The organism is Parvularcula sp. LCG005 (genome assembly GCF_032930845.1).
Lineage (GTDB): Bacteria > Pseudomonadota > Alphaproteobacteria > Caulobacterales > Parvularculaceae > Parvularcula.
The window spans coordinates 2,473,196-2,487,083 of the sequence record NZ_CP136758.1 but is presented as its reverse complement, the minus strand read 5'-3'; the positions used below and the strand labels follow the sequence as shown (position 1 = coordinate 2,487,083).

The 13,888-nt window shown below is 60.7% G+C and carries 13 protein-coding genes, 1 other RNA gene and 1 riboswitch; of the genes, 10 read left to right on the top strand and 4 right to left on the bottom strand.

Annotated elements, in window-relative coordinates; genetic code table 11:
• Window positions 1-150 precede the first annotated feature (150 nt).
• The 4 genes from RUI03_RS11795 to RUI03_RS11780 all read right to left on the bottom strand — a co-directional run bounded on the left by RUI03_RS11795 (window position 151) and on the right by RUI03_RS11780 (window position 1,504).
• Window positions 151-747 (bottom strand): 5-formyltetrahydrofolate cyclo-ligase, encoded by a 597-nt coding sequence (locus RUI03_RS11795; protein WP_317287664.1) that lies wholly within the window; start codon window positions 745-747, stop codon window positions 151-153.
• 25 nt (window positions 748-772) lie between these two features.
• Window positions 773-930: non-coding RNA, 6S RNA (gene ssrS / locus RUI03_RS11790), on the bottom strand.
• A 47-nt stretch (window positions 931-977) separates the two neighbouring features.
• Window positions 978-1,295 (bottom strand): cell division protein ZapA, encoded by a 318-nt coding sequence (locus RUI03_RS11785; RefSeq protein WP_317287663.1) that lies wholly within the window; start codon window positions 1,293-1,295, stop codon window positions 978-980.
• Window positions 1,295-1,504, bottom strand: a complete 210-nt coding sequence (locus RUI03_RS11780; protein WP_317287662.1) for a hypothetical protein — start codon at window positions 1,502-1,504, stop codon at window positions 1,295-1,297. Before RUI03_RS11780 ends, RUI03_RS11785 begins: the two co-directional genes overlap by 1 nt.
• 252 nt (window positions 1,505-1,756) lie before the next feature.
• Between RUI03_RS11780 and tkt the strand changes: the two genes are divergently transcribed.
• The 10 genes from tkt to ribD all read left to right on the top strand — a co-directional run bounded on the left by tkt (window position 1,757) and on the right by ribD (window position 13,879).
• Window positions 1,757-3,712, top strand: coding sequence for a transketolase (gene tkt / locus RUI03_RS11775; protein ID WP_317289651.1), 1,956 nt, complete (start codon window positions 1,757-1,759; stop codon window positions 3,710-3,712).
• A 3-nt stretch (window positions 3,713-3,715) separates the two neighbouring features.
• A complete protein-coding gene (gap, locus tag RUI03_RS11770) occupies window positions 3,716-4,723 on the top strand; it encodes a type I glyceraldehyde-3-phosphate dehydrogenase (protein ID WP_317287661.1) in 1,008 nt (335 codons plus the stop codon).
• 12 nt (window positions 4,724-4,735) lie between these two features.
• Window positions 4,736-5,179, top strand: coding sequence for a hypothetical protein (locus tag RUI03_RS11765; protein WP_317287660.1), 444 nt, complete (start codon window positions 4,736-4,738; stop codon window positions 5,177-5,179).
• Between the two features lie 10 nt (window positions 5,180-5,189).
• The gene (locus tag RUI03_RS11760; RefSeq protein ID WP_317287659.1) at window positions 5,190-6,386 is read left to right on the top strand and encodes a phosphoglycerate kinase; all 1,197 of its coding nucleotides are present in this window, start codon (window positions 5,190-5,192) and stop codon (window positions 6,384-6,386) included.
• A gap of 19 nt (window positions 6,387-6,405) precedes the next feature.
• Entirely contained in the window at window positions 6,406-7,062 is a 657-nt protein-coding gene (gene thiE / locus RUI03_RS11755) for a thiamine phosphate synthase (protein ID WP_317287658.1), read from the top strand.
• A 25-nt stretch (window positions 7,063-7,087) separates the two neighbouring features.
• A complete protein-coding gene (locus RUI03_RS11750) occupies window positions 7,088-8,260 on the top strand; it encodes a tetratricopeptide repeat protein (protein WP_317287657.1) in 1,173 nt (390 codons plus the stop codon).
• A gap of 80 nt (window positions 8,261-8,340) precedes the next feature.
• A complete protein-coding gene (gene ileS / locus RUI03_RS11745) occupies window positions 8,341-11,250 on the top strand; it encodes an isoleucine--tRNA ligase (protein ID WP_317287656.1) in 2,910 nt (969 codons plus the stop codon).
• Entirely contained in the window at window positions 11,247-11,837 is a 591-nt protein-coding gene (gene lspA, locus RUI03_RS11740; RefSeq protein WP_317287655.1) for a signal peptidase II, read from the top strand. The genes ileS and lspA overlap by 4 nt, the downstream gene beginning before the upstream one ends.
• A gap of 71 nt (window positions 11,838-11,908) precedes the next feature.
• Window positions 11,909-12,466, top strand: coding sequence for a DUF3035 domain-containing protein (locus RUI03_RS11735; RefSeq protein WP_317287654.1), 558 nt, complete (start codon window positions 11,909-11,911; stop codon window positions 12,464-12,466).
• A 73-nt stretch (window positions 12,467-12,539) separates the two neighbouring features.
• Window positions 12,540-12,682: riboswitch (FMN riboswitch) on the top strand.
• Between the two features lie 120 nt (window positions 12,683-12,802).
• Window positions 12,803-13,879, top strand: a complete 1,077-nt coding sequence (gene ribD / locus RUI03_RS11730) for a bifunctional diaminohydroxyphosphoribosylaminopyrimidine deaminase/5-amino-6-(5-phosphoribosylamino)uracil reductase RibD (RefSeq protein WP_317287653.1) — start codon at window positions 12,803-12,805, stop codon at window positions 13,877-13,879.
• The last annotated feature ends 9 nt before the right edge of the window (window positions 13,880-13,888 follow it).

Below are 13,888 nucleotides of genomic sequence, written 5' to 3'. Positions count from 1 at the left end.
AGTTGCTCAATAAATTACGCCACTACTATCGATGTCGAACGGCGCATTTAAGTCAGTGTGCAAACCTTCGTCCCTGCCGCACGCTTTTTGGGCTTGCTGGAGCGAAGAACCGATTCGGGGCGTATTACCCCAAGAAATGGGGTGCAGACCCTACCGCCGGCGGGCGATCCGCTCCGCGCCTTTTTCCGAGACAAAGCCATCAAGGAACTGGTCATGCGCGTCCACCGGGAACCGGTCCATCTTCTGTGCGCCATAGCCATAGCCGATGGCCAGGACCGCGCCGCCATCGCGCAAGCTCGCGAGGGTTCGGTCGTAAAAACCGCCACCCATGCCCAGACGCGCGCCATCATGACGGATGCCCAGCAGCGGGACGACAATAATGTCAGGGCGGATCTCTTTTGAGGTATCCGGCGGGCACGGAATATCGAACTTGCCCTTCACCAGCGGCACTTCAGGCTCCCACAGGCGAAAGATCAGCGGCGCCTTTTTCTTGACCACCACGGGCAGCAGGACGGCGTGGCCGGCCTCCATCAGCGCCGCGGCGAGGGGGGCGGTATCGAGCTCATCACCCGTCGGGTGGTACAGGGCGATATTTGACGCGTTCTTCGGCGCAAATTCATTGATGAAGTGCATGGCCGCGAAGCGATCAGCATCAGGCTGCGTGGACGCTGCCTCGGCCCGCGCCTTCTTCGCGCGGGTTCGGAAGACAGCTTTCCAGTCCATCAGGGGGATGGGGGCGATGACCATGGGTCTCTTCCTTGCTCCGCAGAATTAAAGTGCCGCGCCGGCCGTTGGACGTTTAGATCGCCCTGGACCCGAAGGTTCAGGTGGGCACCGCGTGATCAAGGCCACGGCCGAGTTCAGGGGCAGTTCCCATTCTTTAGTGTAAGGCCCCGGGGATTGTAATCCTGACGAACCGGGCAGCCGTCACAAAGTAGGGACAGTCAGGGCCCGTATCAAGCCGCCTTCCATCGGGATCAGTCCGATGGGTCACGCGACTGTAGCGACGCGGTCAGTCGTTCGACCCGATCGGCTGCATCTTCGATCATTTTTGCAAGCGCCGGGCGGTCGTCACCGCCACTGGCCAAAAGCTCACGGGCCGCAAACAGCTCGTCGCAGACGGTGAGGGCGGCCAGCATCAGAAGACGGCTCTCGGCAATCCGGCCGACATCCTTGGTCAGCTTCTGCACATGGCCGTCGAGATAATCGGCGAGCGCTTTGACGCGTTCCTCCTCGCCCGGATCGCAATTGATGGAATAAATCTGCTCATTCACCTTCACGCGAACGTCGGGCATCAGGAACAGCCTTTCTTGATGTCGCCGCCGGACGGGACGGGGAGCAGCGCTTCGACCTCCGCAATCAGACGATCGAGGCGGCGTTCAAGAGCGTCGACGCGCGCGGGAGAACTGCTCGACGTGGACGGCGCACCCTTTGCTCCCAGTGCATTGTCGAGTTGGTCGAGCGCGGCGTTGAGCCGACGTAGAGATTGATCGAATTGGGCCATGCCTACCCTTTTTTCTTAAGGTAGGGTCTGAAGCCCGGATGTGTCGAGTCGCGCAGGCAGGTGGAAGGGTGATAATCCCGTAACACCGGCGGAAACTTGGATGTTAGCGCTACCTTTCTTTCGGAAATGGGCGCACCATGAGCCTTGACCGCCTATGGGAGGCGGTGCATCACGCCCCGGTCTCGAGACAGACCAAGAAACGTAAGGATCCGCCCGTTGACCTTCCAACCAGACGCCGACACCGCCCGCCTGATGTCCACCGCCATCGCTGCCCTTTCGATGGATGGTGTTGAGAAGGCCAATTCCGGCCATCCCGGCATGCCCATGGGCATGTCTGACACGGCAACCGTTCTCTTCACACGCCATCTGAAATATGATGCTGCCGATCCCCAATGGCCTGACCGCGACCGCTTTGTGCTGTCCGCGGGCCACGGCTCAATGCTCCTGTACTCCCTCCTGTATCTTCTGGGGGTTGAGGGCATGGAGCTCGAGGACCTCAAGAATTTCCGCCAGATGGGCTCAAAGACCGCTGGCCACCCGGAAGTCGGCCACGCCCCCGGCATTGAGACCACCACCGGTCCGCTGGGCCAGGGGCTTGGGAATGCTGTGGGTATGGCGCTGGCCGAGGCACACCTTCGCGCGCGCTATGGCAGCGATGTGGTCGATCACTATACCTATGTCATCGCTGGTGACGGCTGCCTCATGGAGGGCATCAGCCAGGAATCGATCGGCATTGCGGGTCACCACAAGCTCAACAAACTGATCCTGTTCTGGGACAATAACGACATCACCATCGACGGGCATGTCAGCCTTTCGGATTCGACCAAGCAGATCGCGCGCTTTGAAGCATCCGGCTGGAACACGATCGACATTGACGGTCATGATCACGACGCAATCGACCGCGCCATCATCGAAGCCAAGAAATCCGATCGCCCGACACTCATCGCCTGCAAGACGATCATTGGCCGCGGCGCACCTAACAAAGGCGGCACCCATGACTGCCACGGTGCGCCTCTGGGCAAGGATGAGCTCGCCCTGGCCAAGGAAGCTCTTGGCTGGCCGTACGGTCCGTTCGAAGTGCCGGACAACGTCCTCGACGCCTGGCGCAAGACGGGCACCAATGGCGTCGATGCGCACAAGGCCTGGACCGAGCGCCTCGGCAAAAGCGCCAATAAGGATGGGTTCGAGACGGCCCTGAAATCCGACGTGACCCCCGCGGTCACCGCCCTGAAGGATCTGGCCCGTACCGCCATCAAGGAAGGCAAGTCGGTTGCGACCCGCAAGGCATCGCAAATGGCGCTGGATGTCATCAACGAGGCCGTGTCCTTCACCCTTGGCGGTTCGGCTGACCTAACGCCGTCCAACAATACCAAGGCGGGCGGCATTGAGCCGATGAACCCGGAGAATTATGGCGGCCGCTACATGCACTGGGGCATTCGTGAGCACGGCATGGCGTCGGCCATGAACGGTCTTGCGCTGCACGGCGGGATCATCCCTTACGGCGGCACATTCCTCGTGTTCTCCGACTATGCGCGTCCGGCCATGCGTCTCGCTGCGCTGATGAAGACCCGCGTGGTCTATGTCATGACCCACGACTCAATTGGTCTTGGCGAAGACGGCCCGACCCACCAACCGGTGGAGCATGTGGCTTCCCTGCGCGCGATCCCGGATATGTGGGTGTTCCGTCCGGCCGACACGGTCGAGACCGCAGAAGCGTGGTCACTGGCCCTGCAACGGACAGATGGCCCAAGCACCATGGCGCTGACCCGCCAGAACCTGCCGGTCCTGCGGACAAGCGCCGAGGACAACCTGACGGCCAAGGGCGGCTATGTCCTGCGTGAGGCAGCGGATGCTGATGTCACGCTGATGGCGTCGGGCTCTGAGGTCGAGATTGCAGTGGACGCGATGGCGCTGTTGGCCGAGGAGGGCATCAAGGCGCGTGTTGTGTCGGTGCCCTGTATGGACCTGTTCGAAGATCAGGACCCTGCCTATATCGAAGGTGTACTGGGCAAGGCGCCGCGTCTGGCGCTGGAAGCCGGCATTCGCCAGGGCTGGGACAAGCTGCTCTTTGCTTTTGGCGGGCGCGGTGACTTCATGGGCGTCGAGACATTCGGCGCCAGCGGTCCGTACAAGGAAGTTTATGAACACTTTGGCCTGACGCCGGCGAACGCGGTGGCGAAGGCCAAGGCTCTGATGGGAAGGAAATAATCCATGGTACTTCGCGTAGGCATTAACGGCTTCGGTCGGATCGGTCGTCTCGCATTGCGCTCAATGATTGAGCATGGCCGCAAAGACATCGAAGTGGTCGCGATCAACGATCTGGGTCCGGTGGAAACCAATGCTCACCTGCTCAAGCACGATACGGTGCATGGTCGTCTGAACAACACAATCACCACCGGTGACGGCTTCCTCGCCATCGACGGCAAGGAGATCAAGGTGCTCGCCGAGCGCGATCCGAAGAACCTGCCCTGGGGTGAACTCGGTGTTGATCTGGTCATGGAATGTACCGGTATCTTCACAGCCCGTGAGAAAGCCGCATGGCATCTCGAAGCGGGTGCCAAGCGCGTTCTCGTTTCGGCTCCAGCTGCCGGGGCCGACAAGACCATCGTCTATGGCGTCAACCACAACGTGCTGACGGCCGACGATGTGATCGTCTCCAACGGCTCGTGCACGACGAACTGTCTGGCGCCGGTTGCCAAGGTGCTGAATGACGCCGTCGGCATCAAGCGCGGCTACATGACAACCATCCACTCCTACACGGGTGACCAGCCAACGCTCGATACGATGCACAAGGATCTGTACCGCGCGCGCGCCGCGGCACTGTCCATGATTCCGACCTCGACAGGCGCCGCAAAGGCCCTTGGTCTGGTGCTGCCTGAGCTGGCCGGCAAGCTTGATGGGTCATCCATCCGCGTGCCGACGCCGAACGTCTCAGTGGTCGATCTCGTCTTTGAGGCCGAGCGCGACACGACGGTGGAAGAAGTCAACAATGCGATCATCGAGGCTGCCAATGGCCCGATGAAAGGTGTGCTGAACTATTCCGATGAGCCGCTCGTCTCGTCTGACTTCAATCACGACGCCCATTCGTCGACCTTCGCGACACCGCAGACCCAGATCGTCGAAGGCGGCCTGGTCCGCGTGATCAGCTGGTATGACAATGAGTGGGGCTTCTCGACCCGCATGTCCGACACAGCACTCGCCATGGCGAAGTTCCTGTAAGGACGATATCTCATGCGTTTTCTCCCCGCCCTGTCTCTCCTCCTGTTGACGGCATGTGGCGGGGAGGATCCGCTGATGATCGAAAAGGCACCGCTGCCAGAATTGTCCGCTGAAGCGGTTGAAAATCTTGCGCCGGATCCGCGCGATTATCCGTTTCTTGGCCTTTGGGCCGACAGCCAGACCGACTGTACCCGGGAGCCGGGCAGCGGTGAAAATGCCCCTATCCTGATCACGCCCGATTATTTCACCGATGCGGCTGGGAAAAGTCCGATTGCCCGTATTATCGAACTGAAGGGCGAGGGGCGGTACGAGGCGATTTTGACCGGGGTGGGGCAGCAGGGTGAACCTGACTGGGACGCCTATTTGCGCCTTTCCGGCTCTTCACTGATGTTTGAGCGGGAAAACGCCGCTTCCGTCACCTGGACCCGGTGTCCAACTTCATCTTCCGTGAACTGAGGAACTGCTCATGACCGTCAAATTCAAAACGCTCGATGACATTGAAGTCGCCGGCAAGCGCGTCCTTGTACGGGTTGATTTCAACGTGCCCGTTCAGAATGGCCAGGTGTCTGACGTGACGCGGCTGGAGCGGGCCGTCCCCACGATCCAAGAGCTTGTGGACAAGGGCGCGAAGATCATCCTCCTTTCTCATTTTGGCCGTCCGAAGGGCGCGCCGGATCCGGAAATGTCACTGGCACCTGTGGCCGAGGCTTTTTCCCATCTGATCGGGAAGCCGGTCGCGTTTGCCGAAGACAGTATTGGTGAGCCTGCAACGCGGGCCGTCGACAACATGGTGGCTGGCGATATTCTTCTTCTGGAAAACACGCGCTTTCACGCGGGCGAGGAAAAGAACGATGCCGACTATGCCAAGGGGCTGGCGGCCAATGGTGACGTGTATGTGAACGATGCGTTTTCTGCGGCGCACCGTGCCCATGCTTCGACCGAAGGCGTGGCGCGGCTATTGCCGGCAGCGGCTGGTCGCGCAATGCAGCGCGAGCTTGATTATCTGGCTCAGGCGCTTGCTGCACCAAAGCGCCCGGTCATGGCCGTGGTGGGCGGGGCGAAAGTCTCCACCAAGCTTGACGTGCTGCACAACCTCGTGACGACGGCTGACAAACTGATCGTCGGCGGCGGCATGGCCAACACCTTCCTCGTGGCCATGGGCATTGAGGTCGGCAAATCCCTGGCTGAGCCGGATCTTGCGGAAACAGCACGTGAGATCATGGCCAAGGCGTCGAAAGCCGGGTGCGAAATCCTTCTGCCCAAGGATGTTGTGACATCGCGCGAGTTTGCCGCCAATCCGGAGACCCATGTGCGCATGGCCGATCAGGTGCAGGCGGATGAAATGGTGCTCGATATGGGCCCAGACAGTGTCGACAGCTACGCCGAAGCGTTGGAAGGCTGCGCAACGTTGATCTGGAATGGGCCGCTTGGTGCGTTTGAGATCCCCCCATTTCACACGGCAACAGTTGAGCTGGCACGATTTGCCGCGCAGCTGACGAAGAACGGCTCACTCGTCTCCGTGGCCGGGGGCGGGGATACCGTTTCTGCCCTGAACATGGCTGGTGTCGTCGACGACTTCACCTATGTCTCGACCGCGGGCGGGGCGTTCCTTGAGTGGATGGAAGGCAAGGATCTGCCGGGCGTTTCTGTCCTCGCCGTCTGAACCGAACTGGTGCTGACGAATGCTTGATTGCCAATTGTATCTGATTACGCCGCCAACCATCGATCTGGCGACCTTTCCGGCAGCACTGGAAGAAGCAGTGACTGTCGGCGCAGCCGCTGGGGTCGAGGTGGCCTGTCTGCAACTGCGCCTGAAAGATGTGCCTGATGATGAGATCGTCCGTGCTGCGCTGGTGCTGAAGCCGGTATTGGAGCGCCTGGGCGTGGCATTGATCGTCAATGATCGTGCTGATCTGGCGCGGAAATGTGGCGCACAGGGTTTGCATCTGGGACAGTCCGACGGCTCGGTAGAAGATGCCAGGGCGCTGCTCGGCGCCAGTGCCGAAATCGGTGTGACCTGCCATGACAGTCGTCATCTGGCGATGGAAGCGGCCGAAGCCGGAGCGGACTATGTGGCCTTCGGCGCGTTTTATCCGACAAGTACCAAGCAAACTGAATTTCGTCCGGAGCCGGAAATTCTGACCATCTGGTCCGAAACGACGGTCATTCCCTGTGTCGCCATTGGCGGCATCAATGCGCAGAACGCGGCGCCGTTGGTGGATGCGGGGGCGGACTATCTCGCCGTATCGTCGGCTGTGTGGGACCACCCTGATGGACCTGGCGCCGGCGTTGCGGCTTTTGCCGACGCGCTGCAGGATAGGTCCCACGCGGCGTCCTGATCCGGCGCCCTGGGGAGGACCATGAATGCGCAATTGGCGCCACTTCATTGCTGTTGCGGCAATTTCGCCGATCCTTGGCGGGCAGACACTCGCAGGCTTTTCCGCGCCGCCGGCATCTCAGATCTCCGTCGAGGATGCCATGGCGGCCGCGCAAAACGGCAATTTCGAGACTGCCCGCACGCTCGCCATCTCTCTTGCCGACGCCGGGAATGCTGATGCTCAATATCTGCTGGGCCATCTTGATCAGAACGGCCTGGGCGGGCCCAAGAACATAAAGGCAGCCGTCGGCCATTTCGCTGAAGCCGCTGCGGCCGGGCAGGCCAACGCGCAATTCGCTTTGGGGGAGCTCGCCTATACGGGTGACGGCGCGGTGAAGGACTGGAAACGCGCCTATGAGTGGTTCAACCTGGCGGCGGCTCAGGGCCACGCCCTCGCCAAGGTTCGTCTGGGCTATATGTATGCAGAAGGGCAATTCGTCCCGCAGGACCCGACGCGTGCAGCACGGCTGTTCGAGGATGCGGCGCGTCGCGGTGTGCCTGCCGCGCAATATCATCTCGGTCTGCTTTACCTCGATGGCGAAGGAAAGGCGCGCGACTATGCGAATGCGGCGTATTGGTTCAACGAGGCGGCCGAGCAGGGCGATGCCGACAGCATGTATAATCTCGCCCTCATCCTGCAGTCGGGACGGGCGGGCAGCACGGATATCGACGGCGCGCTGACGTGGATGACCCGCGCGGCCGAGGCTGGCGTCCTTCCGGCACAGGTTTCTCTCGGGCTGATGCATTATAGCGGGCAGGGCGCACCTGTATCAAAGAAAACGGCTGCGACCTGGTTCAGACGGGCAGCAGAAGGCGGCAGCGCCGAGGGCATGTTTCTGCATGCCGTCAGTCTGTCAGAGGGGGTGATTGCACCGCCGGATTTCAAAGCGGCGCTGGCTTGGGCCGAGCGGTCCGTTTCGGCTTCAAGCGGCGAGCCGCCCGATATCCTTCTTGAGCGCGACGGCCTGCGTCAACAGCTCCGAGACCTCGTGGCTGAAGAAGCCCGCCGCCGCGCGGCGTTGACGGCTGCCAATCGTCCAGAACCGCCACCCAAGGTTCAGGTCGCCGACAACGACCCGTTGCCCGCGCCCGCCGTTTCCAAAAAGAAACCTGTGCCGACACCCGCGGAAGAAAAGCCGCCTCGCGGATTGCGGCCCTGAACTCCGGGTCAATTCCGCCCCGTCCCTTGCGACCGCGGCGTCATCAGGTCTAAGAGCCGCGCTGACGAAGCAGCCTTCGAATGAAATCATCCATGCCCGACAATAAGGCCTCCAAAGGTCACGACTATCGCGATACCCTCTTTTTGCCCAAGACCGACTTCCCCATGCGGGCGGGTCTGCCCAAGCAGGAGCCGCAATGGTTGGAGCACTGGAACGATATTGGGCTCTATTCGCTGTTACGTGAGGAGTCCAAGGGACGTCCGGCGTTCACCCTGCATGACGGCCCTCCTTACGCGAACGGCCACCTTCACATGGGAACGGCGTTCAACAAGATTCTCAAGGATATCATCATCCGTTCGCGTCAGATGATGGGCTTCGACGCCAATTACGTGCCCGGCTGGGACTGTCATGGCCTGCCGATCGAGTGGAAAGTCGAAGAAGCCTTTGCCGCCAAAGGGCGCAAGAAGGCCCAGGTGCCTGCGGCTGAATTCCGTACGGCCTGCCGTGCCTATGCGAAAGAATGGATCGACGTTCAGCGCGAGGAATTCAAACGTCTTGGGATCGAGGGCGACTGGGAAAACCCCTATCGCACCATGGACTATAATTCCCAGGCGACAGTGGTCGGCGAATTCCTGAAATTTGTCGAAAAGGGTCTGGTCTATTCCGGGTCGAAGCCCGTCATGTGGTCGCCTGTCGAGCAGACGGCACTGGCAGAAGCTGAAATCGAATATCACGACCACCAGTCAACCATGATCTGGGTGCGCTTCCCGTTTATCGAAGGTCACGCGCCAGAAGGCTTGGAACGCGCCAGCGTGGTGATCTGGACCACAACCCCCTGGACGATCCCGGGCAACCGCGCGGTCTGCTATGGGCCGTCGCTCTCCTATGGGGCCTATCGCGTCGACACGGTGCGCGATGACATGGAATTCGCGCCATGGAGCCGCCCCGGCGAAATCCTCATCCTTGGCGATGAACTCGCAGACGATGTTAAAAAAGCGGGTCTCGTCGCGGAGTGGACGCGCATCGCGGATGTTCCGACCGACATGCTGAAAGGCAAGAAGCTCAAGCATCCTCTGCGCACGCATGAAAACGGCTATATGTTCGATGTGCCGCTTCTGGCTGGTGATCACGTCACCGACGAAGCGGGCACGGGCTTTGTGCATACGGCGCCCAGCCATGGTCAGGAAGACTATTTCGTCTGGCTTGAGCACGGCCTGCCGCTGGAAGACATTCCGCACACGGTGGGGCCAGATGGCGCCTATACGGATGAGGCACCCGGCTTTGTCGGTGAAAAGGTCATCATCACTGAGGGCAAGAAAAAAGGTAAGGATGGCAACGCCAACCGCGTCGTGATTGCCCAGCTGGTGGCGCACGACAACCTGTTCGCGCGCGGTCTTCTCAACCACTCCTACCCGCACAGCTGGCGCTCCAAGGCGCCGGTCATCTTCCGGAATACACCGCAATGGTTCATCCGGATGGGGGCAAAGGATGAGGACGGTACGCTGCGGCACACGGCGCTCAAGGCAATTGACGACACCACGTTCTATCCGCCGCAGGGGCGCAAGCGCCTGCAATCCATGGTGGAAAGCCGTCCGGACTGGCTGGTGTCGCGGCAACGCGCCTGGGGCAATCCGATCGCCATTTTCATCGACAAGGATCGCCAGCCCCTGGTCGACAGTGAGGTGAACGGCAGGATTGTTGCCGCCATCCGCGAGCGCGGGGTTGATGCCTGGTTTGATACGCCTGCGGAAGAGTTCCTTGGCGACAAGTATGATGCGGCGGACTATGAAAAGGTCACCGATATTCTGGACGTGTGGTTTGATTCAGGGTCGACCCACAGCTTTGTGCTCGAACAACGCGAAGACCTGAAATGGCCAGCCGATGTCTATCTTGAAGGCTCCGACCAGCATCGCGGCTGGTTCCAGGCCAGCCTGCTTGAGGGCTGCGGTACGCGCGGTCGCGCGCCGTTCGACAGCCTGATCACCCACGGCTTCGTTCTTGATGCCAAAGGCTATAAAATGTCCAAGTCCCTGGGCAATACGATCCTGCCCGAGGAACTGACCAAGAAGTACGGCGCTGACATCATCCGGATCTGGGTGGCGAGCTCGGATTATGTGGATGACATCCGCATTGGTGACGAGATCATCGGCAATGCCGTGGATGCCTATCGCAAACTGCGCAACACGCTTCGCTATGTCCTGTCTGCTCTCGATGGGTACGCGGATGAAGAAGCCGTCGATTATGACGATATGCCCGAGCTCGAGCGTTACATCCTGCATCGCCTCCAGCAGGTGAACGGTGCGGTTCAGCGCGGGTTGGAGGCTTACGACTTCAAATCGGCCTGGCGGGCGCTGTTCGAATTTGCCAGCGTGGATCTGTCATCGGTCTATTTCGACATCCGCAAGGACGCTTTGTACTGTGATGGCAAGGACTCGATGCGCCGTCGTTCGGCACGCACGGTCATGGCGATCCTCTTTGACTATCTGGCCAAATGGCTTGCCCCGATCTGTCCGTTCACGGCAGAGGAAAGCTTTATCACCCGCTATCCGGCCAAACGCGATGAAAAGGGGTCGGTCCACCGCCTGACCTTTGACGAGCCGCCAGCCGACTGGCGCAATGATGAGCTGGGCTTCAAATGGGACCAGGTTCGGTCCGTCCGCCGCGTCGTGACGGGTGCGCTTGAAGTGGCTCGTCGGGACAAACTCATCGGCTCCAGTCTTGAAGCCTCGCCGGTGGTGCATATCGACAATCAGATGCTGTACAATGCGGTGAAGGGCGTCGACATGGCGGAACTCGCCATCACCTCGGGCGCGCGCGTTGAGGCTGGTGAAGGTCCGCCCACGGCGTTTCACCTGCATGAGGTGCCCGGTGTTGCGGTCGCCGTCCTCGAAGCGCCCGGCCAGAAATGCGGCCGCTGCTGGAAAGTGCTGGAAGAGGTGTCCGAAACGACCGCGCTCTGCCAGCGCTGTGACGAGGTCGTCAATTCATGACGGCGTGGTGGCAGACGGCAAAATCCAACCCGGTCTTCAGGCTGGTCGTGGCCATTGCCGTTCTGTGCATCTTTGTCGATCAGGCAACCAAGTTGTGGATTCTTCACGGCCTGCAGCTGCCGGAGCGCCCCTTCGGCCATATCGACATCAGCCCGATTTTCGACCTCAGCTATGTTGAAAACCGCGGCGTCAGTTTCGGACTGCTCGCGGGCGGTATGGTTTCGCGCGTTGCGCTATCGCTTCTGGCGATCGGTGTGTCGGCCTATATCTTCAAATGGGCGGGGACGCTGGACCGGCGCGTCGCCGGGATCGCCGGTGGGCTCATTGCCGGGGGCGCCCTTGGCAATGTGATCGACCGGATCAGCTACGGCTACGTGGTCGACTTCATCGATGTTTCCGCGCTGAAATTCCCCTGGATATTCAACGTGGCGGACACGGCCATTAATCTTGGCGTTGCGTGTCTGATTTATGACGCGCTTTTCGTGGCTCCAAAACAGGCTCAGGCCGAAAAATCCCCTGAAAACAATTCGGTAAGTTTTTCCGAGGCTGAAGCTGAGCCGCGCCCGTCGAAACTTACCAATTCTTGACCCCTCGTTAGTCTTTGCGCCGGGCCAATGTCTGGTTATAAGTTGTGACCTAATTGATCAGGAGCGTTCACATGGCCCCCATTCGCGCCGTTGTTGTGTTGGCAGGTCTCGCTATTTTTGCGAGCGGCTGCGAGTCCATGGGCAAAGCCCTTGGTGGCGGGAAGAACCCGCCCGATGAATTCGCTATCGTGACCAAGGCACCCCTGACCGTGCCTCCTGATTATGCGCTGAAGCCGCCTGCACCGGGTGAAACCCGCCCGGAGCGCCTGTCCTCATCTGAGCGCACTCGCCAGCTTCTTCTTGGTGACCAGACCACCAATCCACCAAGCGATGGTGAACTCGTGCTGCTGCAGCAGGTTGGGGCGCTCGAAGTGGACCCCAACATCCGCGCCATCCTGGCCGCTGAAAATGGTGGCCGCGCGCAAAAGGATGACAGCCTCGCCAACCAGCTGATCTTCTGGAAATTCGAGGGTCGCAACATCAACGACGAGGAAGCGCCTCTGCGCGTTGAGGATCGTGAGAGCTGGGAAGCGACCCGTCTTGAATCGATCGATGCGGTGACCGGTGGCCAGCAAGTGGTCATCTCCAAGGATGAGCGTGCGGTCCTGAACCTGCCTGGCGTTAAGTAAGCTGTTCGGCGGTTGAGCGCGGACAGGGCTTGTCCGCGCTGTTTTCCACGCTTATGTGGTCTTCACAATTGAAACGAACTTTCGGGGCGGGGTGAAAGTCCCCACCGGCGGTGATGAGGTATTCCTCTCAGCCCGCGAGCTGACGGCTTTCGCCTGACGCAGGATCTGGTGCGATTCCAGAGCCGACGGTCATAGTCCGGATGTGAGAAGGTTCATGATGTGCCGCCTGGCGAGGATTGTTCCCGCCAGGGCGTTCTTGGCCGTATTCCGCGTCGAATAGGTCAAGCTCATCATGCGTGCCCCCAAAGTCCGGTTGCGAAAGGACTGACGGCGGCATTGACTGGCGACACTGCATATCTTGAACAGGCCATCGCGCTGGCCAGGCAGGCGGCGGGTCGCACCGCGCCAAACCCGATGGTCGGGTGCCTGATCGTGGCCAATGGTCAGGTCGTAGGGCGCGGTTGGCATCGGGGGCCCGGTACACCGCATGCCGAAGCGGCCGCGCTGGCCGATGCCGGAGATTCCGCACGCGGCGCCACAGCCTACGTGACCCTTGAGCCCTGCAATCATTACGGCAACACGCCGCCCTGCGCCGGTGCTCTCCTTGACGCCGGGATTGGACGGGTCGTGTACGGTGCCGCAGATACTAACCCTCTTGCAGCGGGCGGTGCCGATCGTCTGCGCGAGGCGGGTGTTGATGTTCACTATGCCGATGACAAAGCGGCGCATGACCTGGTCCGTCCCTGGATCAACCGTGTGCTGAATGGTCGCCCTTACGTCTACGCCAAGCTCGCCATGTCTCTGGACGGTCGGACGGCGACCCCGTCGGGTCAATCGAAGTGGATCACGGGCAAAGAAGCGAGGGCTGCGGGTCACGACCTGCGGCAGCAGACGGATGGTATTATCGTCGGCATAGGAACGGTTCTGGCGGATGACCCATCGCTTGATCCCCGACCAGACGGCGTGGTTCCAGCGCCCAGCGTCAAGATTGTCCTTGATACACATCTGCGTACACCACCGACGGCAAAGCTCCTTTCCAGTCCAGGTTCGGTCATGATCGTTTCCGGTCCCCATCCCGATGCCGACCGCCGCGCCGCGCTCGAGCAGGCGGGGGCTGAGATCTGCCCACTGTCGCTTCGGAATGGTCGCCCTGATCTTGCGCCGCTTCTTGACCAGTTGGGTCAGCGCGGCCTGAACGCCGTGATGATCGAGGGTGGTGGCACGGTATTGGGCAGCGCTTTTGATGATGGCCTGGTGGATGAGGTCTGGGCCTTTATTGCGCCCGTCATTCTGGGCGGCGGTCGGTCGGCCATCAATGGTGTGGGGGCAGATCAATTATCGGATGCGCTGCGTCTCCGCGATGTTTCAACCTGTACGCTCGGGCCGGACATTCTTGTCCGGGGCCGGGTTTAGTCGGAGGAA